Raw genomic sequence first — 25,168 nt, forward strand, 5'->3', positions numbered from 1 at the left:
GATTACCGGATGATTTCGACCCAGCCCTTGTACGTGCGCTTAGTGTTGGCAAAATCGGCAAATTCCACTTCGGCCAGGTAGTAATAGATGCCATCGACCACCTTGGCCCCCGTGCCGTTAGACTCGCCCACCGGCCCGCCGCCATCCCAGTTGATGAGAATACGGTCGGCCGAGGTAGTGGTGTTTTCGAAAACCTGCACGCCCCAGCGGTTGAATGCCTTGAAGCGAATGCTGCGAACGGGGCTGTTATTCTTGGGCCGGAACACGGCATTCTGCGCATCACCGTTGGGGGTGAAAATGTTGGGCAGCTTGAAGAATACGCAATTATCCTGGCAGGCTACGTTGCTCGTGTCGCTCCGCACCCCGCTCGGCGCAATAGCCTGCACCGCGTAGCACCCGCCCGAAAACTCCAGGTTGTCGTGCACGAAGCTGGGGAAGGTAGTAGTGCCGATGAGCGCGAAAGCCCCCGTCGGCATGGGCCGGTAATACACGTTGTAGCTGGCGATGGTGGCATCGCAGCCGGTGGGCTGGTTGCTCAGCGTCCACTTCAGGCGGTTGGCGTAGCGCTGGCTCAGGCCCGGGAACTCCTGCAGCGAGGCCAGGCTATCGCAGTTGGTGGCTTGCAGGGCCAGCACGGGCGTGCAGGGGGGGCTGTTGAGCACCATGCATTTTTCCTGACTCTTATTGAGGAGTGAGCTCAGGAAGCTGAATCCGGCGTAGCGACCATTGGTCTGCACATAATAGCAATAGTTTTCGCCCTTGCGCAAGGTGGGGTCGCGGTCGGTGTAGGCGCCGCCGGTGGCGGTGCTGGTAGCCGTGCCAATGGCTACGTAGGGCCCGGTTCTGCCCGTGCGGCGGTACACGGTGGTGGGCTGGGCGGTGTTATCCCAGGGCACATTATAGGTCCAGGTGACGCTCACAGCCGTGGCCGCGGGATTAGCAGGCACGGCATTGGTGCGCACGCTGGTGGCCGTGGGCGACGTTTCCGTAATTGCCGGCACACTGCCGCCGAACGTGCGCACAAACTGCAGCCGGTAGGTGTACTGCAAATTCTCGGTATTGAGCCCGGTGTCGACATACGACGTATCGGTGATGGCCGTGAAAGGAGCCCGGACCGGCACAAACGTGCCGGGGTTAGCCCCCTCACCCCGCGAGAGCACATACGACAAGGCCCCGTCGAACCCGCCCGGAGCCGAAGTCCGCGGTTTCGTCCAGCGCACCTGAATCTGTCCGGCCGAAGTGCTGGTGTTCACCACATCCACGTTGGTCAGCATGGCCGCCCGGCCGGCGATGGTTACGCACGCCTCCTGCGAGGCAATGCTGGCCCCGCCCGCCGGCAGCGGAAACTCGGCGTAGATGCGGTAGCAATAGGTTTGCCCGCGTTCCAGCGGCACGGTATTATCAACGAAGGAAGTGGCCGTCGGGGCCACGTTCCCGATGCGCGTGTAGCCCGCCGAGGCCGGGATTCCGGTATCGCAGGGCCCCGGCACAAAGCCCGATGGGTTCACCTTGCGGTAAATATAAATTTGCGCGGCATTGGCGCACTGATACAGGTTCCAGTCCAGGCGCACACTGCTCACCAGGTTGGTGGCCCGCAGGTTTTGCGGCGCGGGCCCCACCACCGTAATGCTCCAGGTCTTCTGGTCAATCAGAATGGGGTTGGTGGGCGAAGGCGGGTTGGGCGAGTCCTGGGCCTTAAATACGACCAGATAAGGCAGCCGGGCCACGTTGCTGCAGTTGGTTTGCCAGTTGAAGGTACCACGGGCCGTGGGCGGCCCGGTCTGGGTTTGGGTGAACGTAGCCGGCGGGATAATGCCCGAGTAGGCAAAGAGTGAAACCGGGGTTTGCGGACTGGCAGGTGCCTCGGCATCGGTGGCCGTAACCACGCCCGTCACGCGCTGGCCAGCCACCACGCACAAATCGGCCGGAATAGTAATGGTAGGGCGCAGGTTAACGCTGGCCGTTACGATAATCTGCATGTCGCGAATCACCGTGCCAATCAGGCGCTTACTCGCCGCGGTGCGCCGCCATTCCTCCACCACAATCGCCGCGTTGTAGATGCCATTCACCACGGGCGCGTTCCACGTCAGCTGCCCGGTGCGCTCATTAATCACAAACAGCGCGGGTCCAACTGGGGCTGGTGGTACGGTCACGGGAGCCGTGCCCGGGGTCACGAGCGGGTCGTTGGGGTAGCGGTAGTTGGGGCAAATCTGAGGAGCCGGGGTGTTATTGCCGGTAGCGCCGGGGCAGGGCGGGCCCACGGTACCAAGCACGCCCAAAGGCACCTGCTGGCAGGTGCGCAGCTTAAACGAGAGCGAGTCGCCATCGGCATCATACGCGGCCGGGTTGTGCAGAAATACCTGGCCAATGGCCCCTCTGTCCACCGCCGGGGCCGTGAGCACGGGCGAACGGTTGAGACCCAGCGCGGGGTCAATGGTGATGGTAGTGCTGATGAAAAACGTCTGATTAGCCGAATTACTCATGTTCAGCACGCCCGCGTTGCGGTTTTCGCCGATGTAGCTAACCAGAAAAGAACCTGTAGAAGGATAAGTGTGTTCGAAATAATAGATATTGACATCGGTATCGGCATTGCCAGGAATAAGCCGTTTCGTGGCGCGGACAACACCGCCGGCGCAGCTTGACGTACCATCACCGAAAAAAATGGCAACCCGGGCCTCATCCACATTCGAGGTAACCCGGTCGGTGTAAAGGACCATCTTGAAGAATATCCGACGCGGGTTGGGATTGGCCGTAGTGTCGACTTTGGCCTGAATATCGCCGGCGCGGATGTGCGTGGCCCAGGCCGCACCGGCCCGCAGCCCGATGGCCGCCAGAAGCACCATCGTCAGTAGCGCAAGCCGCGCCAGGGCCCCAACCCGAAGTGGAGAAAATTGTATCATACCAGAGGTGTTGAACAGTAGGGAAAGAAGAGGCTGATTAAGTGCGGTGCAAAAACGAAGCAGGCTGGCCACGCCAGTCTCCTAACATACGACGCCGATACCGGGTTTATAAAGAGCCGCCACGCCCGCTCGTGTAAACGATGCCGGCAGCGGATAGATTCACCACGCCGCGCAATGTTTCTGCGGCGTTGCCCCACGCGCAAGAATCGGACCCGTTCGTTGTTCGGTTAGCGGGTGGGGCCTACCTTTGGGCGCTTAAACATACCTCTTCACTTCCCAAGTTTGGCTACTTTATGAGTTGGATAACAAAAACTTTAACCAGCAGCATCGGCCGGAAGATTATCATGTCCCTTACGGGCTTGTTTCTATGCACGTTTCTGGTGGTGCACCTCGTTGGCAACCTGCAGCTGTTCAAGCACGACCAAGGGCTAGCCTTCAATACCTATTCTCACTTTATGGGCACCAACCCCATCATCCGCACTATCGAGTGGGGCCTGGTGCTGGGGTTCGGCTTTCATATTTACGAGGCCTTTGCCCTCTCTCGTCGCAACCGGGCGGCGCGTGGCGCACAGGGCTATGTTTCCAACCATTCAGAGCAGAACAGCGAATGGACGTCCCGCAACATGGGCATTCTGGGCAGTATCATTCTGATTTTTCTGATTGTCCACCTCTACAATTTCTTCTGGCGCGCCCGCTTCGGCGGCCTGCCCAAAGTGGGCGGCAACGACATTGAAACCCAAGACCTGGATAATCTGTACCTGGCCGTGGTCGACTCCTTCCACGTCTGGTGGTACGTGCTGCTCTACGTGGCGGCCCAAATCAGCCTGGGCTACCACCTGTGGCACGGCTTCCGCTCCGGTTTCCAGACCCTGGGCCTGAACCACCGCAAGTACACCCCGCTCATCAAGTATGTGGGCTACGCATTCGCCGTGGTCGTATCGGCCGCTTTCGCGTCCATGCCGCTGTACTTCTACCTGTTCACCAACGACCAGGGCGACCTTAAGGCGGCCATTGCCTCCCCTATCCTACACGCCGTGGCTTCGGCATTTTAAATTGTTTTGGAGCGATAAAAAACCGCCAGTCTCGCTAACACCTATTGCGTTTGGCGGTTATCCTGTCGTTCAACTACTCCGTCACTCCATCACTCCGTCACTCTATGCTGTTGGATTCCAAATTACCCGAAGGCCCCCTCGCCGAAAAGTGGGACAAGCACAAGTTCAACGTGAAGCTCGTGAACCCCGCCAACAAGCGGAAATACGACGTGATTGTGGTCGGCACGGGCCTGGCTGGGGCCTCGGCCGCCGCCTCGCTGGCCGAGCTGGGCTACAATGTGAAGGCCTTTACTTACCACGATTCGCCCCGCCGCGCGCACTCCATCGCCGCGCAGGGCGGCATCAATGCCGCTAAAAACTATCAGAACGACGGTGACTCTGTGTTCCGCCTGTTCTACGACACCATCAAGGGTGGCGACTACCGGGCCCGCGAAGCCAACGTGTACCGCCTGGCCCAGGTATCGGTGAACATCATCGACCAGTGCGTGGCCCAGGGCGTGCCGTTCGCCCGCGAATATGGTGGGCTGCTGGCCAACCGCTCCTTCGGCGGGGCGCAGGTGAGCCGCACGTTCTACGCTCGCGGCCAGACCGGACAGCAGCTGCTGCTGGGGGCCTACTCGGCCCTGAGCCGTCAGATTGCCTACGGCAAAGTGAAGATGTACACCCGCTCGGAAATGCTCGATGTGGTGGTGGTTGACGGCAAGGCCCGTGGCATTGTCACGCGCAACATCATCACCGGCGAGATTGAGAACCACGCCGCCCACGCGGTGGTGCTAGCTACCGGCGGCTACGGCAACGTGTTCTATCTGAGCACCAACGCCATGTATTGCAACGTGACCGCCGCCTGGCGGGCGCACAAAAAGGGGGCGTACTTCGCCAACCCCTGCTTCACCCAGATTCACCCTACCTGCATCCCCGTGAGCGGCGACTACCAGTCGAAGCTGACGCTGATGTCGGAGTCGCTCCGTAACGACGGCCGCGTGTGGGTGCCCGCCACCAAGGAAATAGCCGAGCGCCTGCGCAAGGGCGAAATCACGGCTACGGATATAAAAGAAGACGACCGCGACTACTTCCTGGAGCGCAAGTACCCGGCTTTCGGTAACCTGGTGCCGCGCGACGTGGCCTCGCGCAACGCCAAGCTGATGTGCGACGAAGGACGCGGCGTGGGCAGCACCGGCCTGGCCGTGTATCTCGACTTTGCCGACATCATCAAGCGTACGGGAGCCGAGGCGGTGAGCCAGAAGTACGGCAACCTGTTTGCCATGTACGAGAAAATCACCGACGAAGACCCCTACACGCTACCGATGCGCATTTACCCGGCGGTGCACTACACCATGGGCGGCCTGTGGGTCGACTACAACCTACAAACCAGCGTGCCCGGCCTCTACGCCACCGGCGAGTGCAACTTCTCGGACCACGGAGCCAACCGCCTCGGGGCTTCGGCCCTGATGCAGGGCCTGGCCGACGGCTACTTCGTAATCCCCTACACCATTGGCGATTACCTGGCCCAAACGCCACCCACGCCCGTGAGCGTCGACCACCCGGCTTTTGCCGAGGCCAAAGCCGGCGTGCAGGCCCGCACCGAAACCCTGCTGGCCATTAAGGGCAACCGCACGCCCGATGAGTTCCACAAGGCCCTGGGCCTCATCATGTGGGAATATTGCGGCATGGCTCGCAGCGCCGAGGGCCTGCGCTATGCCAAAGCCGAGATTCAGAAAATCAAGAAAGGTTTCTGGAGCGACGTGAAGGTGGTGGGTACCGGCGAGGAAATGAACCAGGCCCTGGAGAAAGCCGGCCGGGTCGCCGACTTCATCGAGCTGGGCGAGCTGATGGTGGACGACGCCCTGAACCGCAACGAAAGCTGCGGCGGTCACTTCCGCGAAGAGTACCAGACCCCCGAGGGCGAGGCCCTGCGCGACGACGAAAACTACGCCTACGTGGCCGCCTGGGAGTATCAGGGTGAAAACCAGCCCGAGAAACTTAATAAGGAAGAACTGACGTTCGAAAACGTGAAGCTGACCCAGCGCAGCTACAAATAGTTTAATTAATAATTATGAATTAAGAATTAAAAATTGGGTTTTGACGACGGGTTTTAACGCGTCAATTCTTGATTTTTAATTCTTAATTATTAATTCAAAAAAATGGCCGGTTCCAACCCCAACGCTAAACCAATGAACCTGACCCTGAACGTATGGCGGCAGCCCAACCGCCAGGCCAAGGGGAAAATTGTGGAGTACCACGTGAAGGACATTTCGCCCGATATGTCGTTTCTGGAAATGCTCGACGTGCTGAACGAGGACCTGCTGCACGGCGGCCAGGACCCGGTGGCGTTCGACCACGACTGCCGCGAAGGCATCTGTGGCTCGTGCGCCCTGTTCATTAATGGCCGCAGCCACGGGCCCGAGAAGGGTACCACCACCTGCCAGCTGCACATGCGCAAGTTCTCGGATGGCGACACCATCACCATCGAGCCCTGGCGCGCCTCTTCGTTCCCCGTAAACAAGGACCTGAGCGTGGACCGCTCGGCGTTCGACCGCATCATTCAGTCCGGCGGCTACGTGAGCGTGAACACCGGCGGTGCGCCCGACGGCAACGAGATTCCGATTCCGAAGGAGATTGCGGACCGTGCATTTGAGGCGGCTACCTGCATCGGTTGCGGCGCGTGCGTGGCGGCCTGCAAGAACTCGTCGGCCATGCTGTTTGTCTCGGCCAAGGTGTCGCAGCTCGCGCTGCTGCCCCAGGGCAACGTGGAGCGCAAAACCCGCGTCGAAAACATGGTGGCCCAAATGGATAAGGAGGGCTTCGGGGCCTGTTCCAACATTGGTTCGTGCGCGGCGGAGTGCCCGGTGGGCATCTCGCTGGAGAATATTGCCATCCTGAACCGCGAATTTCTGGCGGCCAAAGCGACTTCGAACAACCTGGCCTAAGCGGCTGAATAAGCGGCTGAAAGCAATTTGTACGAAAGGCGCGACGGTAACTCGTCGCGCCTTTTTTATGCTCAACCAATGAATTTTATATCAACTGCCCTGGGCCGTCTGCGCCTCATTGCCATTCTGGAAGGGGTTTCGCTTCTGGTGCTCCTGCTCATTGCTATGCCCCTGAAGTACCTGGCCGGGCAGCCGGGGGCCGTGCGAGTGGTGGGCATGGCGCACGGGGTGTTTTTCGTGCTCTACGTGTTGCTGCTTATTCAGCAGGGCATTGCGCGCCGGTGGTCGTGGCGGACTATGGCGCTGGGTTTTGTTGCGTCGTTGGTGCCGCTGGGCACATTTTGGGCCGACAAAAAGCTGTTTCAACCGGCTGGGGCGTAACCATCCGGGGCCTGCTGCCCTATCCGAGCCCCCTATTTTTGCGAGGTGCCTGCCCTTCCCCCCGACCGTCGCCTGACGCTACTTTACGCCATTATCCTGGTTGACGTGGTGGCGGGCGCGGCCCTGGGGCCGGTACTGCCGGAGTTTGTGCGGGGGCTGCGGCAGCCGCAGCTGTGGCTGTCGGTGGGCACGGGGCTGTTTCTGGGGGTGCAGCTGTTTTCGGCCCCACTGCTGGGGCGGCTGAGCGACGGCTACGGCCGGCGGCCCATCTTTATCCTGTCGGCCGTGGGCACGCTGCTGGCCAACGCGCTGCTGCTGCCGGTGCGGACGGGGCTGTACTTTGTGAACCGGGTATCGGATGGGCTCACCAATGGCATGTACGCCACGGTGCGCGCGGCCATTACCGACATTTCGCCGCCCGAGCGGCTGTTTCGCAACCAAGGCATTGAGGGCGCTATCATTTCCCTGGGCTTCGTGCTGGGGCCAATGGCCGCCGGGATTTTGCTCACCCTGCTGCGAGTGCCGCCCGCCCAGCAGGCCGGCTACGTTGTCCGGCTAGCCGTAGTGCTGGCCGCCCTCAATGTGCTGCTGAGTGCCTGGCTGCCTGAAACCCTGGCCCAGCCCAATGCCGTGCGCGGGGCCGAGCTGCGCGCCGAGCTGGCCCGGAGCATCAACCCGCTCACGCTCTGGGCCCGGCTGCGGGCCAAAAATGCCGGCAACCCCGGCATGCGGCGCATTGTGCTCACGCAAGTGGCCCTCACGCTCAGCACGGGCTATTATTTCTACTTCGTGCCGTTTGTCAGCCTGGGGGAGCTGCACCTCGATGCGCGGGCTATTTCCTATTTTTTCATGTATTTCGGCACACTGAGTATCGGGCTGAATTACGTGTTCTACACCTACCTCGCCGACCGCATCAACCAGCGGCGGGCCGTGGTGTGGCTGGCCGCGCTGGGCGTGCCGGTGCTGGCGGGCTACGGCCTGATGGGCACCTCGAAAGTCGCGCTCTACGCCCTGATTACCTTCGACTGCTTCACCCTGTCCCTGATTCAGGGCTTGCTGGAAGGCCGCCTGGCCCGCCACACCTCGGAGGCCGACCGGGGCGAGATTTTCGGGTTGAACCAGGCATTCCAGTCATTGGCCAGTGTGGCGACTACGCTAGTATTCGGCGCGCTATCGGTGCTCGATTTGCGGCTGCCGTGGGCCTGGTTTGCCCTGTGCCTGGTGGCGGTGGCCGTGCTGGCGGCTCACCGGGAGCCCGGCGCTGGCGCATCAGCTGAAGCCCGGTAACTGATGAGGTCGTGCGCCGAATACCAATTGGCACCGCAGCAAGTCCCCCAATAACACCAGCTAACTCTTCTTGCCGCACCCGGAAAATCAAACTCTCACCAGCAGCACATAACCTATACCCCGGCAGTCGGGTTAGGGCATAAGTTTTACATTGCTATCCCATTCTGTTTTGATAACCATCCTCGCCGGAACCAACCGGCCCAACTCCCGCGCCCGCCGCATTGCCAACTACTACCGCACCGTTCTCACGGAACTGGGGACCGAAAGTCAGATTCTGGACCTGACCGAGCTGCCAGCCGATTTTGTGGCTACCGCGCTCTACGCCAATGCCGGCACCCACCCCGAGTTCAATGGCCTGGCGGCCATGCTCGACGCTGGCAACAAACTGGTCATCATCATACCGGAGTACAACGGGTCTTTTCCCGGCGTGCTGAAAGCGTTTATCGACGGGCTGCCCTATCCCGGTGGTATTCATGGCAAAAAAGCGGCCCTGGTGGGCATCAGCAGCGGCGGCCAGGGTGGCCTGCTGGCCATGACGCACTTGAGCGACGTGCTCATGTACCTGGGCACCTCGGTACTACCCCAACGCGTGCGCCTACCCTTCATCAACCAGGATTTGAACGCCGAAGACGGGCTGAATCAAGACCTTTCGCGCCAACTGCTGCGCGAGCAGGCAGTGGCCCTGCTGGCATCGTAGCGCCGGGGCAGGCGCTGAGAGGCTATCCGAAAAGGCAAGAAAAGAACGGTCATGCCGAGCGCAGCCGAGGCATCTCGCGTGCAGCAGTAATCAGCCGCCACCTCAACAAAGCGGGCGAGATGCCTCGGCTGCGCTCGGTATGACGGCCTATTCGGATAGCCTCTAAGTTGAAGCGGTTTCCAAACCGGTATATCATTTTTGAAGGAATTAAAAATGAATAATTAAAAATTAAAAGGTCTGACTGGCAGATTATTCATTTTTAATTCTATTCAGCAAGGCCGAAACTGCTGTTAAGTTGTTAGTCAGTTGTTAGCAGGATGGCAATCGTCTGACTGACAACTAATAATAAGCAACTGACAACCCGTTTACTTTTGAACGACTGCTTAAGCAGCCTTATTGGCGGCCATGCGCCGGAACAGCGGCAGGAGCGCGAAATACAGCACCGTCGCCAGGGGTATGGATGCCGCCAGCCACAGCATCATTGCCCCCAGCTCGGCCCGCCACAGCAGGTGCAGGGCGGCGCGCCAGTCCTGAGCAAACAGCTGGCGTATCTGGCTCAGGCTCAGGGCCTGTTCGTCGGCGTTGCCCAGCAGGTGGGCTCCCTGGCGCAGCAGCGGTACAAATAGAAGCAGCTGCAGAGGCGTCATCATGTGGCTTACCAGCTGAATGGCGGCCATGTTGAGACGCAGCCGCAGGGCCAGCAGCCCCGCCACCGTGGTAATGGCGCCCAGCATTGGCACCAGCCCCACCACCACGCCCAGCGCTACGGTAAGGGACAGCTTTTCGGGAGCCAGCCCCTGCCGCAACAGGGCCAGCAACGGGGCAACCAGCCGGCGGCGCCACCAGCCCACGGGCGGCGCGGGGGCACCGGGGGCGGCTTCGGGCAAAGGCGATAGAGGGGCATCGGGCATAGGTTGGGCCGGGTTTCGGGGGCGTTTCCGAAGCCAAATGTAGTACGGCGCAGCCCCGCCAGAGCGACGAGAGCACCTGGCTAGCCCGTGACGTCAGCCGCGGAGGCCAGGGCCGATGCCTGCCGGGCTAGCACGCGCCGGAACACGGTTCGAAACACGAAGTACAGCACCGTGACCAGCGGCACGGCGGCCACGGCCCACAGTAGCAGCCCCCAACTGAGCCCGCCACAGCAGCTTCCCCACCGCGCCCCAGCCCTCGTAGTCGATGAGGTGACGCAGGCTTTTCACCGTCAGGTACGCCACTTTATCGCCCTGCTCTGATGGCTCCGCCACGTAAAAAAGGAATGAGCAGGGCCAGCTGAAAGAGGCTCATCAGATGGGCGACCAGTTGCATGGCGGCTTGATTGAGGCGCAGGCGCAGGGCCACCGCGGCACTCACGATAGTGGTGATGCCGAACGTGGGAACCAGCCCAAACGCCACGCCCAGCCCCACGGTGAGGGCCAGCTTTTCGGGCGAGAGCCCCGCTTTGAGCAGGTCCAGCAGGGGGTCCAGTACGCGGCGGCGCAGCCAGGAGCGCGGCGGGGCAGGCGGAGGTAGCGGCGGGGTTTCAAAAGGCATCATAGAGAAAGCGAACGGGGCGGAAAGCCGGGCGGCACGGCAGTCCGTACCTTCGCCGAGGGACTTCTTACGTACGGCTGCGCCCCAGAATGTTGCCCTTCGGGTGTTATGACAAAGTTAGATTCTCCGGCCGAGTTGCCGGGCCCGTGGTGGCGCGAGCTGCCGATTTTGCTGCACCGCGCCGCCCGCGAGCTGGGGGCCAACGACCCGCTCCGACTGGGCGCGGCCACGGCGTTTTTCACCTCGTTTGCCCTGCCGCCCATCCTCATCATTCTGGTGCAGCTGCTCAGCTCGCTCTACCCGTCGTCCATCGTGCGGGTGATGCTGCTGGGTAAAATCAGCAATCTGGTGGGGGCCTCCGGGGCGGGGCTGGTGGCGCAGATTGTGATGAACGTGGCCGACCCCAGGCGCAGCCGGCTGGTAACGTGGGCGGGCTTCGCCTTCCTGGTGTTCGTGGCCACTACGCTGTTCACCATCATTCAGCACTCGCTGAACCAATTGTGGCAAATCCGGCCGAAGCGCGGCACAGGCCAGTTTTCGCAGGCGGTGAGGGAGCGCGCCCGTTCGGCGGGCATTCTGCTGGCCACGGCGGCCCTCTCACTACTGGCCTTTGGGGCCGATGCGGCGCTGAACCTGTTTGCCGAAAGCATTCGTGATTTCGACCCCACCGCCGGTTACTTCGTTGTGCGCGGGCTGAATACTATAGTGGCCTGGCTGATTCTGGCGACTTGGTTTGGCGTCACGTTTCGCACCCTGAGCCTCGCCAAAGTGCCCTGGCGGGCCGTCACGCGCGGGGCGGCGCTCACGGCCCTGCTCATCAACCTGGGCGAAGTAGTGCTGGGCCAATTACTGGTGTCGCAGGATTTGGGGCCGGTGTATGGCCCGGCCTCCAGCCTGGTGCTGGTGCTGCTGTTCGTGTTTTACTGCGCCATGATATTCTACTTCGGCGCGGCCTTCACCAAGGCCTATGCCCACCGCATCGGGCTGGACATTCGGCCCAAGAAAACGGCAGTGCGCTACCGACTGGTGAACGTGGAGGAGGAAGCATAAGGACCGGGGGCCCGCACCGGCCCATGGCTGCTCGTGCCGGGAGCAAGTGCGGGCCTCAACTGCCTTCGTCACCGCGTGCCGGGTGCTCCCGAGGCTCTCAACTGCCTTCGTCACCGCGTGCCGGGTGCTCCCGAGGCTCTCAACTGCCTTCGTCACCGCGTGCCGGGTGCTCCCGAGGCTCTCAACTGCTCCCAACTCAAGGTGACAGGAGCAGTTGAGAATTTTTGCCCCGCCGCCTACTTGCTCGGCTATGCCGCCCGCCCTTACGCTAAGCCGTACCTTTGCCCCGTGCAAACTCCTGATACCTCCGCCGCTGGCGCTTCGCCCGACACCCTCTTCGTAGCCAAGCCCGACCTGCAATTCGCTGATTTCGCCCTCTCCCCCGCCCTGCTGGCGGGCGTGGCCGAGCTAAAATTCACCCAGCCCACTCCTGTGCAGCAGCTGGTGCTGGCCCCCGCCCTCGAAGGGCAGGATGTGGCCGGCCAGGCGCCCACGGGCTCGGGCAAAACCGCCGCCTATGGTCTGGCCGTGTTGCAGCAGGTCGACCCCACTTCGGCCACCATGCAGGCCCTGGTGCTGGTGCCCGCCCGCGAGCTGGTGATGCAGGTGCGCGATGCCCTGCGCAGCCTCGGCAAGCACATGCCCAACCTGCGCGTGGCCGGCTACTACGGCGGCCACGCCATGCGCGAAGAAGTGAAGGGCATGCAGCAGATGCCCCACGTGGTGGTGGCCACCCCCGGCCGGATGCTCGACCACCTGGAGCGCCGCACTATCGTACCCAACCGCCTGAAAGTGCTGGTGCTCGATGAAGCCGACAAGCTGTTGGAGCTGGGTTTTCAGGAGGAAATGGCCACGATTATCAGCCGCTTGCCGCAGCGCCGGCAGACGCTGCTGTTCTCGGCCACTATGCCTGATAAGGTGCTGAACCTGGTGCGCGAGTACCTCACCCGGCCCCGCGTGATGAACGTGGGCGGCCTGAATGCCACCACGCTGCCCGAGAGCCTGGTGCTGCGCGGCCACGTGGTGAGCGCCGCCGACCAGAAGCCGGCCGCCCTGTTTCACCTAATCACCCAGCCCACCGCCGGGCGCTCGCTGGTGTTCGCCAACACCCGCGACCGGGTGGAGGAGCTCACCCGCTTCCTGCGCGGCCGGGGCCTGGCCGCCGAGGCCCTGCACGGCAAGATGCTCCAGCCCGAGCGCGACAAGAGCATGATGAAGCTGCGCAATGGCTCGGCCACCGTGCTGGTAGCCACCGACGTAGCCGCCCGCGGCCTCGACGTGAATGAGCTCGACACCGTGGTGCAGTTCGACCCGCCCCACGAAACCGATACTTTCCAGCACCGGGCCGGCCGCACCGCCCGCGCCGGAGCCGTGGGCACCGCCCACCTCATCGTGACGCCCTACGAGCAGGAGAAGCTGAAAAACTGGCCCGCCGCCAGCACCGTGCAGTGGGCCGGCCTGCGCCCCCCTGTCCTGCCCGATGCCCTGCCCAAGGCCCCGCGCCCCAGCACCGTCACGCTGCACGTATCGGCCGGCAAGAGTGAGAAAATCAGCCGGGGCGACCTGGCCGGGGCCTTCGTGAGCGTGGGCGGCATGGAGCGCGATGCCGTGGGCCGCATCGAAGTCTTCGACCACCACAGCTTCGTGGCCGTGCCCGAGGCCCAGGCCGAAGAAATACTGGCCCGCATGCAGGGAGCCAAAGTGAAAGGCAAAAAGGTGAAGGTGGCCCTGATTCGGTAGGAATACAACATCAAATCGAACGTCATGCTGAGCGCAGCCGAAGCATCTCGCGTGTGGCAGTAATCCTGACGATTGAGTTTACCATTGCACGCGAGATGCTTCGGCTGCGCTCAGCATGACGTTCTTTTATTCATTCTCACTACTTGAGAATCCTCTTCATCTGTAGCCAGAACAAGTGGCGCAGCCTTACCGCTGAGCGGCTTTTCGACGACCACCCGCACTACGAGGCCCGCTCGGCCGGTACCGAGCCGGGCGCACGGGTGCGCGTGGCGGCCGGGCATATCGGCTGGGCCGAAATCATATTCGTGATGGAGCGCCGCCACGCCGATAGAATCCAAGAGAAGTTTGCAGAGGAGCTGCGCGACAAAACGGTGGTCGTACTGCGGATTCCGGATAAATACCCGTTTGGCGACAGCACGTTGATTGCCTTGCTGCGACAGAAGCTGACGGCGCATTTGCTGCTACTTTCGTAACTGCATCATGCTACCCTTATGCTGAAACGAATACTACTGCTACTCACCGCTTCGCTGTTTTACACCTTCCAAACCCAGGCCCAGGCCTACGAGCCGGGCCTGCTGGTGCGCACCAACGGCGACACGCTGCGGGGCGAAATTGAAAACGGCTTCTGGACCGAGCCGCCCGCCTTCATTCGCTACCGCAGCACGCCCGACAGACCCAGTCAACTCTTTCAGCCCCGCCAGCTGCGAGCGGTGAGCTTCACCGGGGGGCGGTATTTTCGCTACGAGGCCCTGCCCATCGACTACGCGGCGGAAACCCGGCTCGACCGCCTGCCGGGACGCTCTTTTACGAACGTACTAATTGACTCGCTGCTGGCCGACGTGCTGGTGGAAGGCCCGGTCACCCTGTTCCGCGTGGGCGGGTCGGCCACTACGCATTACCTGCTTAGTAGCCCCGGCCGACCCGTACTGGATATGAGTGCCCGGCGCTATTTCAGCCGTACCGGTAATGGCACTGACGTGGTAGTTGACGGCAATAACTACCTCAATCAACTTGCCTTGTATTTTGGCGATTGCCCGGCCGCTTACCAGGCTGCCCGGAAAGCCACTTTCACGCCCGCTGCCCTGGCCGAAGTAGTGCAGGCCTATAATCAAAGCTGCGCGCCAGCCCAATCGCCCGGCCGCAGCTGGGTGGCCCAAACCAAGCCGCGCCGCGTAGTGGCCTTTCAGGGTGGAGTAGTCGGCGGTGTGCGCTACAACCGTACCGAAGCGGAATCGGAGCCCCAAAGCGGCGCCTGCGCCGATTGCCGGCCTCATCCTTTTGCGGGTCTGTATGGCGAGCTGCTGCTATCGAGCCGGGCCTTGGCGCTCTACGGTGAGCTCAGCGTGAGCACCTTCCGTGGCAAAAGTTACCAGGGCTACTACCTCTCGCCCCAGCAGCTTGACCCGCTCTATCACCATTTCACTTACCAAGCCTTGCTGGGCACGGCCCGGCTGGGGGTGCGCTACTATCTTCCTCTGGCGCATGAGCAACAGCTCATACTAGGGTTTGGCTACGAGTTGAATACGGTGCGAAATCCCACGCTTAAAACCGCGCCGGGCCCGGCGGGAGCGCCCGACCTTCAGTACCTGGAATTTCATAGCCCAACGCTTCTGCCCAATGTGGCCGTGGGCTGGCGCGCCCAGCGTCTCACGCTCTTTACTGATATACAGCTCTACAACAGCTTCCTTGACGATTCTTATAGTACCCAGTTTATCACCTCCAACCTGGCCCTGCGGCTGGGCATGAGCTACCGCCTGGGCGGCAACCCGGACGTGGCCGGCAAAGGGCCGCCCACCGCGCGCTAGTCCAACCCGAAGTCCCGCCAGCCGTTTAACCGGCCCATGGTCTATCTCATTTCCCTGGCCGTGCTGGCGGCCGTGCTCTACGCTTTTTACCGCTACGTCACCGCCGACTCGCACCGCCGCACGGCCGCCCTGGCCCAGGAGTTTCCGGCCGCCTGGCGGCAATTACTGAGCGAGCGAGTTGCCTTCTACCTGGCCCTGAGTGCCCCCGAAAAGGTGCGCTTTGAGCAGCAGGTGCAGGTATTTCTGGCCACTACGCGCATTACCGGCGTGCAAACGGATGTGGACGACATGACGCGCCTGCTGGTGGCGGCCTCAGCCCTGATTCCGGTGTTTGGGTTTCCCAATTGGGAGTACCGCAACCTGGGCGAGGTGCTCATCGTGCCCGATGCCTGGACGCTCCCCGACGACCCCGGCCACGAGGTGAAGCCCTTGCAGGGCACCCTGCTGGGCTCGGTGCAGGGCTTCCAGAATCAACATTACATGCGCCTCTCCAGGGCCTCCCTCGAACAGGGCTTTCAGAACGCGGTGGACCAGCAGAACGTGGGCATTCACGAGTTCGCGCACCTGCTCGACGAAGCCGACGGGATGATTGACGGCCTGCCCAAAGCGGCCCTGCCGCCCGAGCTGCTCCGGCCCTGGGCCGAGGTGATGCAGCGCGAGATAGAAGCCATTCGGGCCGGGCGCTCGGAAATCAACGCCTACGCCGGCACCAACGAGGCCGAGTTCTTCGCCGTGGTCACCGAGTATTTCTTCGAGAAGCCCGAGAAGCTGCAGCAACACCACCCCGAGCTCTACGAGCTGCTGACCCGCGCCTTCCACCAAAATCCGCAAAAGCGCTTTCTGCGCATCGTCATCGACCCGCGCGAGTGGCTGAAAACCCTGCGCGGCCCGCGCAAGTTTAGCCGCAATGCCCCGTGCCCCTGCGGCAGCAGCAAGAAGTACAAAGACTGCCATCTGGACCGGGCAGCCTTAGCCGGTACACGCTCCGTTGGGTAGTGCAATTCCCCTCAGGGGTGCGGGCACTTTCTAAACTAGCGGCCAATCAGCTTATTATCCTGCTCTAGTATCCAGTCCCGCACCGTTTCCAGCATCGAGCCCGACACCAGCAAGTCCGCAGTGCCCTCACTACCGACCAGCAGCTCACCCACGGGGGTCTGAAACCAGTGATTGACTCCCGGCAACCGGCGCACGGTCACGCGCTTGTTACTTTTCAGGCCTTTTTCGAGCGCCGCCAGGTTGCTGGTGGCATTCACTTCGGTATCATCGGTGCCGTTGAGCAGCAGTACCGGGCACTGCACCTCGGCTATGTTGAGCTGGGGGTCAAACTTCAGGTAATAGCGGTACCAGGGCGTGATGAGCTGGCTGGCCCGCGCGCGGGCCAGCGCGGGGTCCTGGTCGGGGTAGCGCTGGCGCAGCATATTTACCACAATGGCCTGGGCCTGGTCGTCGCTGGCCGTTTGGCGCACAATCTCCAACATCGTCCGCCGAAACCTGAGCATGGCTTCCACCCGTTTCCGCTCCTCGTTCCTGAGCTTGAGGCGCTGCTGCGCCACGTAAGTTTCTACCTGGGCGGCATTGGAACCACTGGTGCGCAGCTTTTCGGCTTTATTCAGCACATCAGCCCAGAGCTGGCGTCGCGCCGCGCCGGCCAGGGCGGTATCGGCGGAAGTGGTTACGGGCTCGGGCTGGCTGGCCAGCAGGTCCATTCCCACCAGGCCGGAGGCGGCCAGCGTCACCACAAAGCCGGGCGGCTCGGGCTGGGCAGCGGCCAGCAGCGCCACGTTGCCCCCTTCGCCATGCCCAATCAGGCCGGTCTGGGCCGCATCGATGCTGGGCCGCAGCCGCAGATATTCGAGCCCGGCCCGCGCATCACGCACCAGCTCAGCAGTTGTGGTTTGGCTCCCAACGCCCTCCGACTGCCCCACGCCCCGGTCATCGAGGCGCAGCACGGCTACACCCTGCCGGGCCAGGGTCGCTGCCATGGTGGCAAACAGACGGTAATCGCCCTGCCGGGTGTCGCGGTCCTGGCTGCCCATGTCAGAAAGCAGTACCGCGGCCGGAAACGGCCCGGGACCGTCCGGGATACTCAGGGTTCCGGTCAGCTTGGTTTTGCTGGGTTGGCTGGTCAGGGTCACCGCCTCAATATGGTAGGTAGTGGCCTTCACGGCCACGGCTTTGCTCCCGCTCGTAATCAGCGACGTGCCGGGCACGAACCGGGCCAGGGTGAGTGGCACGCGCAACCCTGGCTGGGTCCAGATGCCGCGCAGCTCCCGCCCGTCGGCGCTTTGCACGCACACGAAACGACACTCCACCGTCACGGCATAAAACAGCAGCGTATCGCCCCGAAACGTGAGCGAGGTCGGCACCCGGCTCAGACGTTTGGCGGGCAGGTCCAGCGTGATAATATACTTGTTGATACCTGGCTGACTAATTGCAAATTCAACCGGCACGCTACCCCCCGGAATAGATAGTGGCCCCTGCCAGCGCCCCGCCAAAGCAGCCGGAGCGCTGGTCGCCGGACCTGGATTTGTAATCGCTGTGGCGGGCACCGTGGTTTGGGCCATGGCCCAAGCCGGAAGTAAGTACGCCCACAGTCCCGCAAAGCGGATTAATCTGGTTAACATATTTTTAAAACCTGCCATCGATTATCATCCTGGCTACCTCCAGCCAATAATTCCTGTAATTCGTACGGTATTAGCGCACTGATTATCTACTCAACTACCCACCTTAACTACGGCAGCAGCACGCGGTCGATAACGTGTACCACCCCGTTGGTGCATTGCACGTCGGGAATGGCCATGTTAGCGGGAACGGTATTGCTGCGGCCTTTCACGGTGAGTATACCGTTGTTGAATGCACCCAGCGTGACCGGGCCACCCGCCGCCGTAATGGTCGTATTTTCGGGCAGCTCTGAGGTGAATTTACCGCCCTGCGCCCCACCCAGCACAACGTGGTTGAGCAGCACCGCCGTGACGGTGGCCACCGGCAGCTTCCGGATATCAGCCGGCTGATTGAGCGCGACGCCCAGAATCACGCCCAAATCCTTAAACGCCTGGTCGGTTGGGGCAAAAACCGTTAGTTGCGGGCTGCCGGGCGTACCCGTGAGCGCACCCTGCAAGTTGCAGTACACCACCGCTTCGACCAGAAAGGTCAGCTCCGGCTTCACAAAAACGCTACCGCTTTGCAGGGCCAGCGCCGAATTGAGCACGTCGGCGCCAGTCGCCAGCAGCACTTTGTCGATGGGATGAATCAGCCCGTTTGCCGCCCGTACATCGGTGCCCACAATCCTGGAGCCATTCACGTACAGGCTGCCATCGGCCCGGCGGATGATGCGCCGCTGCAAGCCAAGGGCCGAGGCCGAGGCACTACCCGGCGTGAGCGCGCTGCCCGGCAGCGTGCCGCTGAATACGTGGTAAAACAGGGTATTGCGCAGAAATGGCTGTTGCAGCGCGGTCAGGTCCTGTGCCGAGTTCAGCCCCAGGCGGGAAAAGGCCGCATTGGTAGGCGCGAACACCGTGTAGTTGCCCCCGCTGGCCGGGTCGGGATTCTTGTTGCCCAGCGTAACCGCCACGTCACCACGAATGGCAGCATCTTCGAGCGTCTGAAAGTCGGGGTTAGTCACCGCGATATTCGTAATCGACGGGTCGATATCTTTATTTTTTGCGCAGCTACCCAGCGTCAATAGGGAAATTACCACTGCACCGGTTTTAAACAGGAAATATTTTTTCATCGTGTAAAAGAATGTGTTAGTCGAGGTTACTAGTAGGTTCATCCCAAACCCCTGACTATAAACGTGTTTTAAACCCCCTTTGGATTGCGCTAAGGTAAATCCAACACCCTGAGGGCTCACGTAGATTGCAACATTAATAGGCCTGCCGGAGTTTTTTTCAAGCACGCTTTTGCAGCTTATTAAATATAGTAAATCTTCTAGTTAATTACGCTTTATGCAAAAATTTACCGCCTTCATTCTGGGTGCATTTCTAATTGCCGGCAGCACCGGCTCGCTCCGCGCCCAAGGCCTTGTGAGCGGGTTTATGGCTGGCAAGGGTCACGGGTCCGTGGTTGTATCGGGCACCACCGAGCGCTACGAAAGCGTATACCTGGCCCCGGACAAAATCGACGGGGTGCCTGTTTTTCAGGAGGTCCGCGTCAATTCGCTCAACCTGTATGCCACCTACGGCCTTTCCGATAAGATTGACGCCATCGTGAGCCTGCCCTACATTCAGTCGAAAGGTAAGGCCCCTGGCACCGTTGTGAACGACCTGAATGCCCTCTACTCTACCCAGGGCTACACCAATACCCGGCAGGGGTTGCAGGACATTACGGCGCTGCTGAAATTCAAAAGCTACTCCGTAGAGCTTGGCAGCAGCATTCTGGACCTGTTGGGCGTTGTGAGCTTCAGCACGCCCATCAGCAACTACCAGACGAATACCGGCTATGGCTACATCATTGCCATCGGCAACCGCGCCACCAAGTACACCGCGGCGGGTGTGGCGCACCTCAAAACCAGTACGGGGGTATTTGCTACCGCCCAAGTGGGCTACAGCCTGCGCACGGGCCTGGTGCCCAACGCCCTGGTAGGCGAAGCCAAAATAGGCTACGCCGGCCCCAAAAATTACTTTGAAGGCTTCGCCTCCTTCCAGGAATCGAACGGCGGCACCGATATTTCGGAGGCTGGATTCACCGGGTTTTTTCCTTCTACCCGGGTCAATTACGTCCGTCTCGGAGCCAGTGCCTATCGGCCCATTGCCAATGGGTTTGGCCTCACGCTGGGGGCCAGCACGTACGTATTGGGCCGCAACATTGGGAAATCAACTGGCTTTTCGGCAGGTGTTACCTACAATTTTTAAGTAGAATTTCTGCTTCTGTTAACTAATTAATTGCACAAAAAAAGCCGGAATAATTTCCGGCTTTTTTTGTGCAATTAATTAGTTAATAATTTGCTTCGGTAGCGGGTAAATCAATTAGGACAAACTGGGAATCTTTAACGGCCCGAATTTGCACCACGTCCTCGTCGGTCATGCGGGCCTGGTCGTTGGGGCCCAGTTCGGTACCGTTCACGAAAATGACGCCTTTCTTCACATAAATAAACGTGAGGCGAATAGGAAATGTCTTGAATTCAATGTCATTTCCTTCGTTGAGATTAGACCAGTAAACGGTGCTATTGGAGTTCATGTATACCACGTCTTCCAGCACTTTCTGACCAGTTACGAGCGGCACCAGCTCGTTTTTATTAGTAGTGGTGAAATCCAGGTCTTTTTGCTCGTAGCTGGGGGCCAGACCGCGCTGGCTGGGAATGAACCAGAGCTGGTAGAGGTGCAGGGGCGCATCCTGCCGGTTCAGCTCGGAATGGGCCAGGCCGGTGCCGGCCGTCATGCGCTGCACTTCGCCGGCTTTGATGACAGTGTTGTTGCCCATCGTGTCCTGGTGCGTGATTTCACCTTCGAGCACCAGTGTCACAATTTCCATTTCGGAGTGCGGGTGCTGCGGAAAGCCCGACTGCGCGGCCACATTATCGTCGTTGAATACCCGCAACGGGCCGAAATGCATATTGGAGCGGTCGAAATAATCGGCAAACGAAAACAGAAAATAGCTGCTCAGCCACGCGGCGGGGGCAGCATGATGACGGTCGGCGGCGGAGAGGTACTTAAGCATAGCAGGGGGAGGTGAGTGCGTGCCCGCATACGCGCAGACAGCTTGTTTGGTTAGCGCCGGGCCAAAAACAAAGCCCTTCCGCGAGGCGGAAGGGCTTGCGGCACAATAGTTACCATTACCGATACGGCGGGCTACACTTTCCGGAGCAGCGCCACCTGCTGCTGCAAGTCGAGCACGAGGCTGGCCACGCGCTCCAGCGAGAGCTCGGCGATGGGGAACGTGCTGCTGATGTAGCTCTTGGCTTCCCAGATTTCCAGCACATCGTCGGCTTTCACATCGTAGGGCGAGAAGTTGGGATTGTCGGAGTGCAGCACGAACATGGAGCCCGAGCGCAGCTTGTTGAATACGCGCTTGAACACGATGCCATCGCGGCTGCTCACCACAATGCACGGCGTACCGTCCTTAATGCTGGACCATTCTTCCACGTAGCGGCCCACGATGACCGTGCCGCTGGCAATGGGCAGCATGGAGTCGCCGGCGATTTCGAAGGCGCGGTAGGTGCCCGTTTGCGAGAGCATGGGCAGCCGGAACTTGGGCAGCACCTCCAGGTATTCGCGGTCGGCATAGCCGTTGAGGTAGCCGGCAGCGGCCTTCTGGGGCACCAGCTCGATGTTCTCGTTCTGGTCTTTGTCCACGGTGAAGGCCAGCACGCGGAGCTTGCCACCGGCGGGCGTGGGCGGCTCGGGCTGGTCGTCGGTATCGGGCGCGTTGGGGTCGGGCGCGGGCAGCGAACCGATGATTTTGGTGTTCTTCTTTTTGCTAAAGTCAGTGGTTACCAGCTGGTCGAGCGTGATGCCGAACAGGCGGGCCATATTGACCAGCGTAGCGAGGCGGGGTTCGGCGCGGCCTTCTTCGTAGGCACCCACCAGGGAGCGTTTGATGCCGAGCTTCTCGGCCATCTGGGCCTGCGTGAGGGCGAGCTCGCGCCGGCAAAATTTGAGGTTAGTATTAATCATCGGGGGAGGCAGCAGCCGGGAATAGCATTAGCTTCAACGCAGATTCGGCTGGTGAAGTTAGTAACGCAGACGCAAAGTTACTAATTCACTTAGCTAATATTTTTCTGCCCACCACTTTAGCGTTGAGCCAGTTGCTTTTCAAACCACCATTCGTCGTTTTTCCAGAAGGTATCCCAGCCCACGCGGGTGTATTTGCGGTTGATATTGCCACTGCGGTCCCCCATACCAAAGCGGGTAAGGACTTGCCGGGTCACGGCAATGCCCTGCTTCCACAAGGCGGGCACGGCTTCGGCGGCGGCATCATTGCGCCATTGCCCGTCGAATAGCAGGCCGCCGTTGCGGGTGGTGGGGTTGGCCGTAGTTTCTATCAGCACGGCCCGCTTGCTGGGCGTCAGCTGAAAATCGAGGGCAACGCGCCCGCTGAACTCCCCGCCCAAGCCGTGGCTACTGGTAGCTCGCAGGGCAAAGCCGCCCGTGGCGCAGTACGTGGGCACGCTGGAAGGATTGTCATCAGCATCGTACACTTTCACATCGGCCGGCAGCCGCTGCACCTGCTGGAGCTCAATGCTGCCCCGAAAGGGCGTGACATCGCCGTAGCAGCGAAACTTGCCGGCTACGAGGTAGCGGCCGGGGCTTTTGGCATCGGGCCGCACGGTGGTGAACACGAATTCGAGCCGGCGCCCATCGTAGCCGAAACAGCCGTTGAGCACGGCTTCGGGGCCGGCCTGGGGCTGGTGCTGCCACAAGCGGCCCAGGTTGGTGCGGGCCAGCAGGACCTGGCGGGCGGCGTTGGTGAGCACCGCGCCGGGGGCGGCCAGCGGGACAACCTGGCCAGTGGCTGGGGTGAGAATCGCTGACGGAGACTGAGGTTGTGGCACGCTCAGTAACAGCACGGGGGCCGTGAGAAGCAGGAAATTCCGCATTTGCCGATGTTGATACGTTTTGTAGGCTGGCTATATTTATAGATGGCGCTTACAAATGCTTAACGGCAGCAGCAGCAGCTTTAGTGTGGCTGAGATTACAGGTTGAGTGAGGGCTTGGGCGAGTCGGCCCACCATTCGTCGTTGTTCCAAAACTCGCTCCAGCCCAGCTTGGCATATTTAGGATTAATCTGGCCCATGCGCTCGTCAAGCATGAAATCCTTGAATACATCGGGGGCCACGGCCGATACCCACGGCGCAACGGTGAAAGATTTCACCTGGCCAGTCGAGCTATTAAGGCGGTTGCCGCGCAGCAGCAGGCCGCAGCCCCGGGTTGGCAGTCGTTCTTCGATGCCTTCGTGGTCGAATACGGTGACGTAGCCGGGCCTTCTGGCCGGAACCACGAAAAAGTCGAGCAGCAGCTCGCCCTCAAAAATACCGCTATTCTCTTTGGGTTCCTCCTGAAGCTGCAATTCTGCATGAGCCGTGTACGTTCGGCCGCTGAGCGAATCGGCCGCCCTGGCCTCATTGGCAGCCATGGCCTGCAGAAAGCCGGGATACGCCAAATCCACCAGCTTGCGCACCGTGAGCGTGCCGCTGAATGGGCGAATATTTTTGCGGTAGCGGCTTTTGCCCAGCACGTGGTAGACTGCCGGGTTTGCCGGGTCACGTTTCACCTGCGTGAACGCCATGGCGAAATGGTAGTGGTCGGGCCCAAAAAAGCCTTCGTAAACCGGCGTTCCTCGGTTGCTGCTGTCGGCATTTTGCCACAGCGGCGCAAGGTCGTGCGCCTGCAGCAGCGCCCGCATGGGTTCTGTGAGGGTATCGGCAGCGGCAAACAGCACTGGCAAGGGCTGTTTGATAAGCGAGACCTGTTGTTGGGTAGTACCTGCCGCTGACACTCGGCTAGTGGCCGCGGCGATGGTTTTAGGCGTGCTCTGTTGGCAAGCGGTGCTGGCTACCGCCAGCGCAAACAAAGCCCCGGTCAACTTTTTCATGCCACCAATTTACCGCGCAAATCCGGCATGAACTCCCGCAGGAAATACCGCCCCAACCCGGCTTCCAGCAGGATTTCAACCAGCACCAGATTGCCCACCCACGAGAGCCAAGTCACCGTCAGGTACGTCTCAATCGGCTTGGTTTCGAACACGTAGTACAGCACGTAGCTTTCGCCGCGCAGGGCCAGCGCGGCCAGCGTCACGGCGTAGGAGCGCAGCATCCAGTCGACGTGCAGGCTCCACTGGCGCTGGCGGGCGGCCTGGTAGGCGCGCCAGGTGCACAGCCACCACACCACGCATTGCAGCGAAAAGCCGACCTGCGCGGCCAGCCCGCCATTGGCAAAGCGCGCCAGAATGAGCCCCGAAGGGGCCGCCAGCGCCAATATGCCGATGATATAAAACTTGCCCAACTGCCGGTGCAGCCCCGGCCCGCGCTGCGCCAGCAGCGGCAGAAACTGGAACAGCCCGGCCACCAGCACCAGCAGACTGGTGGTGATGTGAACGTAAAAACCCAACCGAAATATGGGGTTTTCGTTGGTTTCGTCGCTCTTGGTGGTGAGGAAGTGGATGCCCTTTTCGAAGGTGTAGTAGGGCAGCGTTTTGGTGAGCATCAGGCCCGCGAAGGCGGCGATGACGAGGGCCGCGAGGGAGAGAAGTAAGCGGCGCGGCATGGTTGAATAAAAACAGTGGCTCAGAGTGGACGAATTCGAATTTTATACACTCCAACGGTCGTAAAAGCTCCTGTCAAATCGGGCAAACGGGTGCGTAACAATTCCAGCAACGTAGTCAGGAGCGCTGCAGTATCCCGAAAATGATAACGCAAGAAAACCACACTGATATCGCGGATGCCGTGCGCAAAAACCCATTCACCGAAGTCCTTGTCTTCAGTTAGAATAATTCGGGGCGGATTACGGGAAAGCTGAATAATCGCCTCATCCGACATGCTACGGTATGATTCATATACCGATGCGACCGAATAGCCCGCTGCCCGTAAGGCCGCAATAATGCTGTGGTCAATGTTTTCGTCGGCCAGAATCACGCCGCCAGCCCAATAATTTCTTCCCGGGCCAATACCGCTGTAGCATAGGCTAAAGCGGCTTGAATATCCGCCGCTTCGAGTTCTGGGTACATGCGTAGCAAGTCATTGGGCGTTGCCCCTTCCGATAGTTTGCGCAGCAATAGCTCAACGGTCAACCGTGTGCCCCGCACAACGGGCTTGCCCAACATCACCTCGTGGCTGGCAGTAATACGCGTTATGGAATCAGACATT

25 protein-coding genes are annotated in these 25,168 nt (G+C 60.8%); 13 read left to right on the top strand and 12 right to left on the bottom strand.

Going from position 1 to position 25,168, the window contains the following annotated elements:
* Nucleotides 1-2: 2 nt before the first annotated feature.
* A complete protein-coding gene (locus tag ABD819_RS05740; protein WP_345121951.1) occupies nucleotides 3-2,900 on the bottom strand; it encodes a T9SS type B sorting domain-containing protein in 2,898 nt (965 codons plus the stop codon).
* Between the two features lie 293 nt (nucleotides 2,901-3,193).
* Here ABD819_RS05740 and ABD819_RS05745 point away from each other — a divergent pair, with 293 nt between their 5' ends.
* From ABD819_RS05745 to ABD819_RS05770, 6 genes are all read left to right on the top strand, one after another.
* On the top strand, nucleotides 3,194-3,952 hold the full coding sequence (locus tag ABD819_RS05745) for a succinate dehydrogenase cytochrome b subunit (protein ID WP_345121954.1): 759 nt from the start codon (nucleotides 3,194-3,196) through the stop codon (nucleotides 3,950-3,952).
* A 104-nt stretch (nucleotides 3,953-4,056) separates the two neighbouring features.
* Entirely contained in the window at nucleotides 4,057-5,991 is a 1,935-nt protein-coding gene (locus ABD819_RS05750) for a fumarate reductase/succinate dehydrogenase flavoprotein subunit (protein ID WP_345121956.1), read from the top strand.
* A 132-nt stretch (nucleotides 5,992-6,123) separates the two neighbouring features.
* Nucleotides 6,124-6,879 (top strand): succinate dehydrogenase/fumarate reductase iron-sulfur subunit, encoded by a 756-nt coding sequence (locus ABD819_RS05755; RefSeq protein ID WP_345122148.1) that lies wholly within the window; start codon nucleotides 6,124-6,126, stop codon nucleotides 6,877-6,879.
* 78 nt (nucleotides 6,880-6,957) lie between these two features.
* Nucleotides 6,958-7,260 carry a DUF3817 domain-containing protein gene (locus ABD819_RS05760; protein WP_345121958.1) on the top strand — a complete coding sequence of 101 codons (303 nt, stop codon included), beginning with the start codon at nucleotides 6,958-6,960 and terminating at the stop codon, nucleotides 7,258-7,260.
* A gap of 45 nt (nucleotides 7,261-7,305) precedes the next feature.
* Nucleotides 7,306-8,547 carry an MFS transporter gene (locus ABD819_RS05765; protein WP_345121960.1) on the top strand — a complete coding sequence of 414 codons (1,242 nt, stop codon included), beginning with the start codon at nucleotides 7,306-7,308 and terminating at the stop codon, nucleotides 8,545-8,547.
* Between the two features lie 169 nt (nucleotides 8,548-8,716).
* Nucleotides 8,717-9,244 (top strand): NADPH-dependent FMN reductase, encoded by a 528-nt coding sequence (locus ABD819_RS05770; protein WP_345121962.1) that lies wholly within the window; start codon nucleotides 8,717-8,719, stop codon nucleotides 9,242-9,244.
* A 383-nt stretch (nucleotides 9,245-9,627) separates the two neighbouring features.
* On the opposite strand, the gene ABD819_RS05775 is transcribed toward ABD819_RS05770, so the two are convergent.
* Nucleotides 9,628-10,155: a DUF2062 domain-containing protein gene (locus tag ABD819_RS05775; protein ID WP_345121964.1), complete on the bottom strand. Its 528-nt coding sequence runs from the start codon at nucleotides 10,153-10,155 to the stop codon at nucleotides 9,628-9,630.
* 87 nt (nucleotides 10,156-10,242) lie between these two features.
* On the opposite strand from ABD819_RS05775, the gene ABD819_RS05780 reads away from it, so the two are divergent.
* A complete protein-coding gene (locus ABD819_RS05780; RefSeq protein WP_345121966.1) occupies nucleotides 10,243-10,476 on the top strand; it encodes a hypothetical protein in 234 nt (77 codons plus the stop codon).
* Here the strand turns inward: ABD819_RS05780 and ABD819_RS05785 are convergent.
* The gene (locus ABD819_RS05785) at nucleotides 10,460-10,777 is read right to left on the bottom strand and encodes a DUF2062 domain-containing protein (protein WP_345121968.1); all 318 of its coding nucleotides are present in this window, start codon (nucleotides 10,775-10,777) and stop codon (nucleotides 10,460-10,462) included. The two genes, ABD819_RS05780 and ABD819_RS05785, sit on opposite strands and share 17 nt — an antisense overlap.
* Nucleotides 10,778-10,882: 105 nt before the next feature.
* Between ABD819_RS05785 and ABD819_RS05790 the strand changes: the two genes are divergently transcribed.
* From ABD819_RS05790 to ABD819_RS05810, 5 genes are all read left to right on the top strand, one after another.
* A complete protein-coding gene (locus ABD819_RS05790; protein ID WP_345121971.1) occupies nucleotides 10,883-11,824 on the top strand; it encodes a YihY/virulence factor BrkB family protein in 942 nt (313 codons plus the stop codon).
* 288 nt (nucleotides 11,825-12,112) lie between these two features.
* A complete protein-coding gene (locus ABD819_RS05795) occupies nucleotides 12,113-13,564 on the top strand; it encodes a DEAD/DEAH box helicase (protein ID WP_345121973.1) in 1,452 nt (483 codons plus the stop codon).
* Between the two features lie 143 nt (nucleotides 13,565-13,707).
* Nucleotides 13,708-14,037: a low molecular weight protein tyrosine phosphatase family protein gene (locus tag ABD819_RS05800; RefSeq protein ID WP_345121975.1), complete on the top strand. Its 330-nt coding sequence runs from the start codon at nucleotides 13,708-13,710 to the stop codon at nucleotides 14,035-14,037.
* 18 nt (nucleotides 14,038-14,055) lie between these two features.
* Entirely contained in the window at nucleotides 14,056-15,369 is a 1,314-nt protein-coding gene (locus ABD819_RS05805; protein WP_345121977.1) for a hypothetical protein, read from the top strand.
* Between the two features lie 36 nt (nucleotides 15,370-15,405).
* Nucleotides 15,406-16,365, top strand: coding sequence for a zinc-dependent peptidase (locus ABD819_RS05810; protein WP_345121979.1), 960 nt, complete (start codon nucleotides 15,406-15,408; stop codon nucleotides 16,363-16,365).
* Nucleotides 16,366-16,400: 35 nt separating this feature from the next.
* On the opposite strand, the gene ABD819_RS05815 is transcribed toward ABD819_RS05810, so the two are convergent.
* Both ABD819_RS05815 and ABD819_RS05820 read right to left on the bottom strand, forming a co-directional pair.
* Nucleotides 16,401-17,933, bottom strand: coding sequence for an alpha/beta hydrolase family protein (locus ABD819_RS05815; RefSeq protein ID WP_345121981.1), 1,533 nt, complete (start codon nucleotides 17,931-17,933; stop codon nucleotides 16,401-16,403).
* A 167-nt stretch (nucleotides 17,934-18,100) separates the two neighbouring features.
* Nucleotides 18,101-19,099, bottom strand: coding sequence for a fasciclin domain-containing protein (locus ABD819_RS05820; RefSeq protein WP_345121983.1), 999 nt, complete (start codon nucleotides 19,097-19,099; stop codon nucleotides 18,101-18,103).
* Between the two features lie 214 nt (nucleotides 19,100-19,313).
* Here ABD819_RS05820 and ABD819_RS05825 point away from each other — a divergent pair, with 214 nt between their 5' ends.
* Nucleotides 19,314-20,219: a hypothetical protein gene (locus tag ABD819_RS05825; protein WP_345121986.1), complete on the top strand. Its 906-nt coding sequence runs from the start codon at nucleotides 19,314-19,316 to the stop codon at nucleotides 20,217-20,219.
* 82 nt (nucleotides 20,220-20,301) lie between these two features.
* Here ABD819_RS05825 and ABD819_RS05830 read toward each other — a convergent pair whose 3' ends face one another.
* From ABD819_RS05830 to ABD819_RS05860, 7 genes are all read right to left on the bottom strand, one after another.
* The gene (locus tag ABD819_RS05830) at nucleotides 20,302-21,024 is read right to left on the bottom strand and encodes a pirin family protein (protein ID WP_345121988.1); all 723 of its coding nucleotides are present in this window, start codon (nucleotides 21,022-21,024) and stop codon (nucleotides 20,302-20,304) included.
* A gap of 131 nt (nucleotides 21,025-21,155) precedes the next feature.
* The gene (locus ABD819_RS05835; protein ID WP_345121990.1) at nucleotides 21,156-21,980 is read right to left on the bottom strand and encodes a helix-turn-helix domain-containing protein; all 825 of its coding nucleotides are present in this window, start codon (nucleotides 21,978-21,980) and stop codon (nucleotides 21,156-21,158) included.
* A gap of 116 nt (nucleotides 21,981-22,096) precedes the next feature.
* Entirely contained in the window at nucleotides 22,097-22,903 is an 807-nt protein-coding gene (locus tag ABD819_RS05840) for a hypothetical protein (protein WP_345121992.1), read from the bottom strand.
* A 95-nt stretch (nucleotides 22,904-22,998) separates the two neighbouring features.
* Nucleotides 22,999-23,898, bottom strand: a complete 900-nt coding sequence (locus ABD819_RS05845; protein WP_345121994.1) for a hypothetical protein — start codon at nucleotides 23,896-23,898, stop codon at nucleotides 22,999-23,001.
* Nucleotides 23,895-24,569 carry a DUF2306 domain-containing protein gene (locus ABD819_RS05850; RefSeq protein ID WP_345121996.1) on the bottom strand — a complete coding sequence of 225 codons (675 nt, stop codon included), beginning with the start codon at nucleotides 24,567-24,569 and terminating at the stop codon, nucleotides 23,895-23,897. The genes ABD819_RS05845 and ABD819_RS05850 overlap by 4 nt, the downstream gene beginning before the upstream one ends.
* 20 nt (nucleotides 24,570-24,589) lie before the next feature.
* Nucleotides 24,590-24,937: a DUF5615 family PIN-like protein gene (locus ABD819_RS05855; protein WP_345121998.1), complete on the bottom strand. Its 348-nt coding sequence runs from the start codon at nucleotides 24,935-24,937 to the stop codon at nucleotides 24,590-24,592.
* Nucleotides 24,934-25,167 carry a DUF433 domain-containing protein gene (locus ABD819_RS05860; RefSeq protein ID WP_345122000.1) on the bottom strand — a complete coding sequence of 78 codons (234 nt, stop codon included), beginning with the start codon at nucleotides 25,165-25,167 and terminating at the stop codon, nucleotides 24,934-24,936. Before ABD819_RS05860 ends, ABD819_RS05855 begins: the two co-directional genes overlap by 4 nt.
* Between the last annotated feature and the right edge of the window lies 1 nt (nucleotide 25,168).

Origin of the sequence: Hymenobacter antarcticus (assembly GCF_039539545.1) — a bacterium.
Taxonomy (GTDB): Bacteria; Bacteroidota; Bacteroidia; order Cytophagales; family Hymenobacteraceae; genus Hymenobacter; species Hymenobacter antarcticus.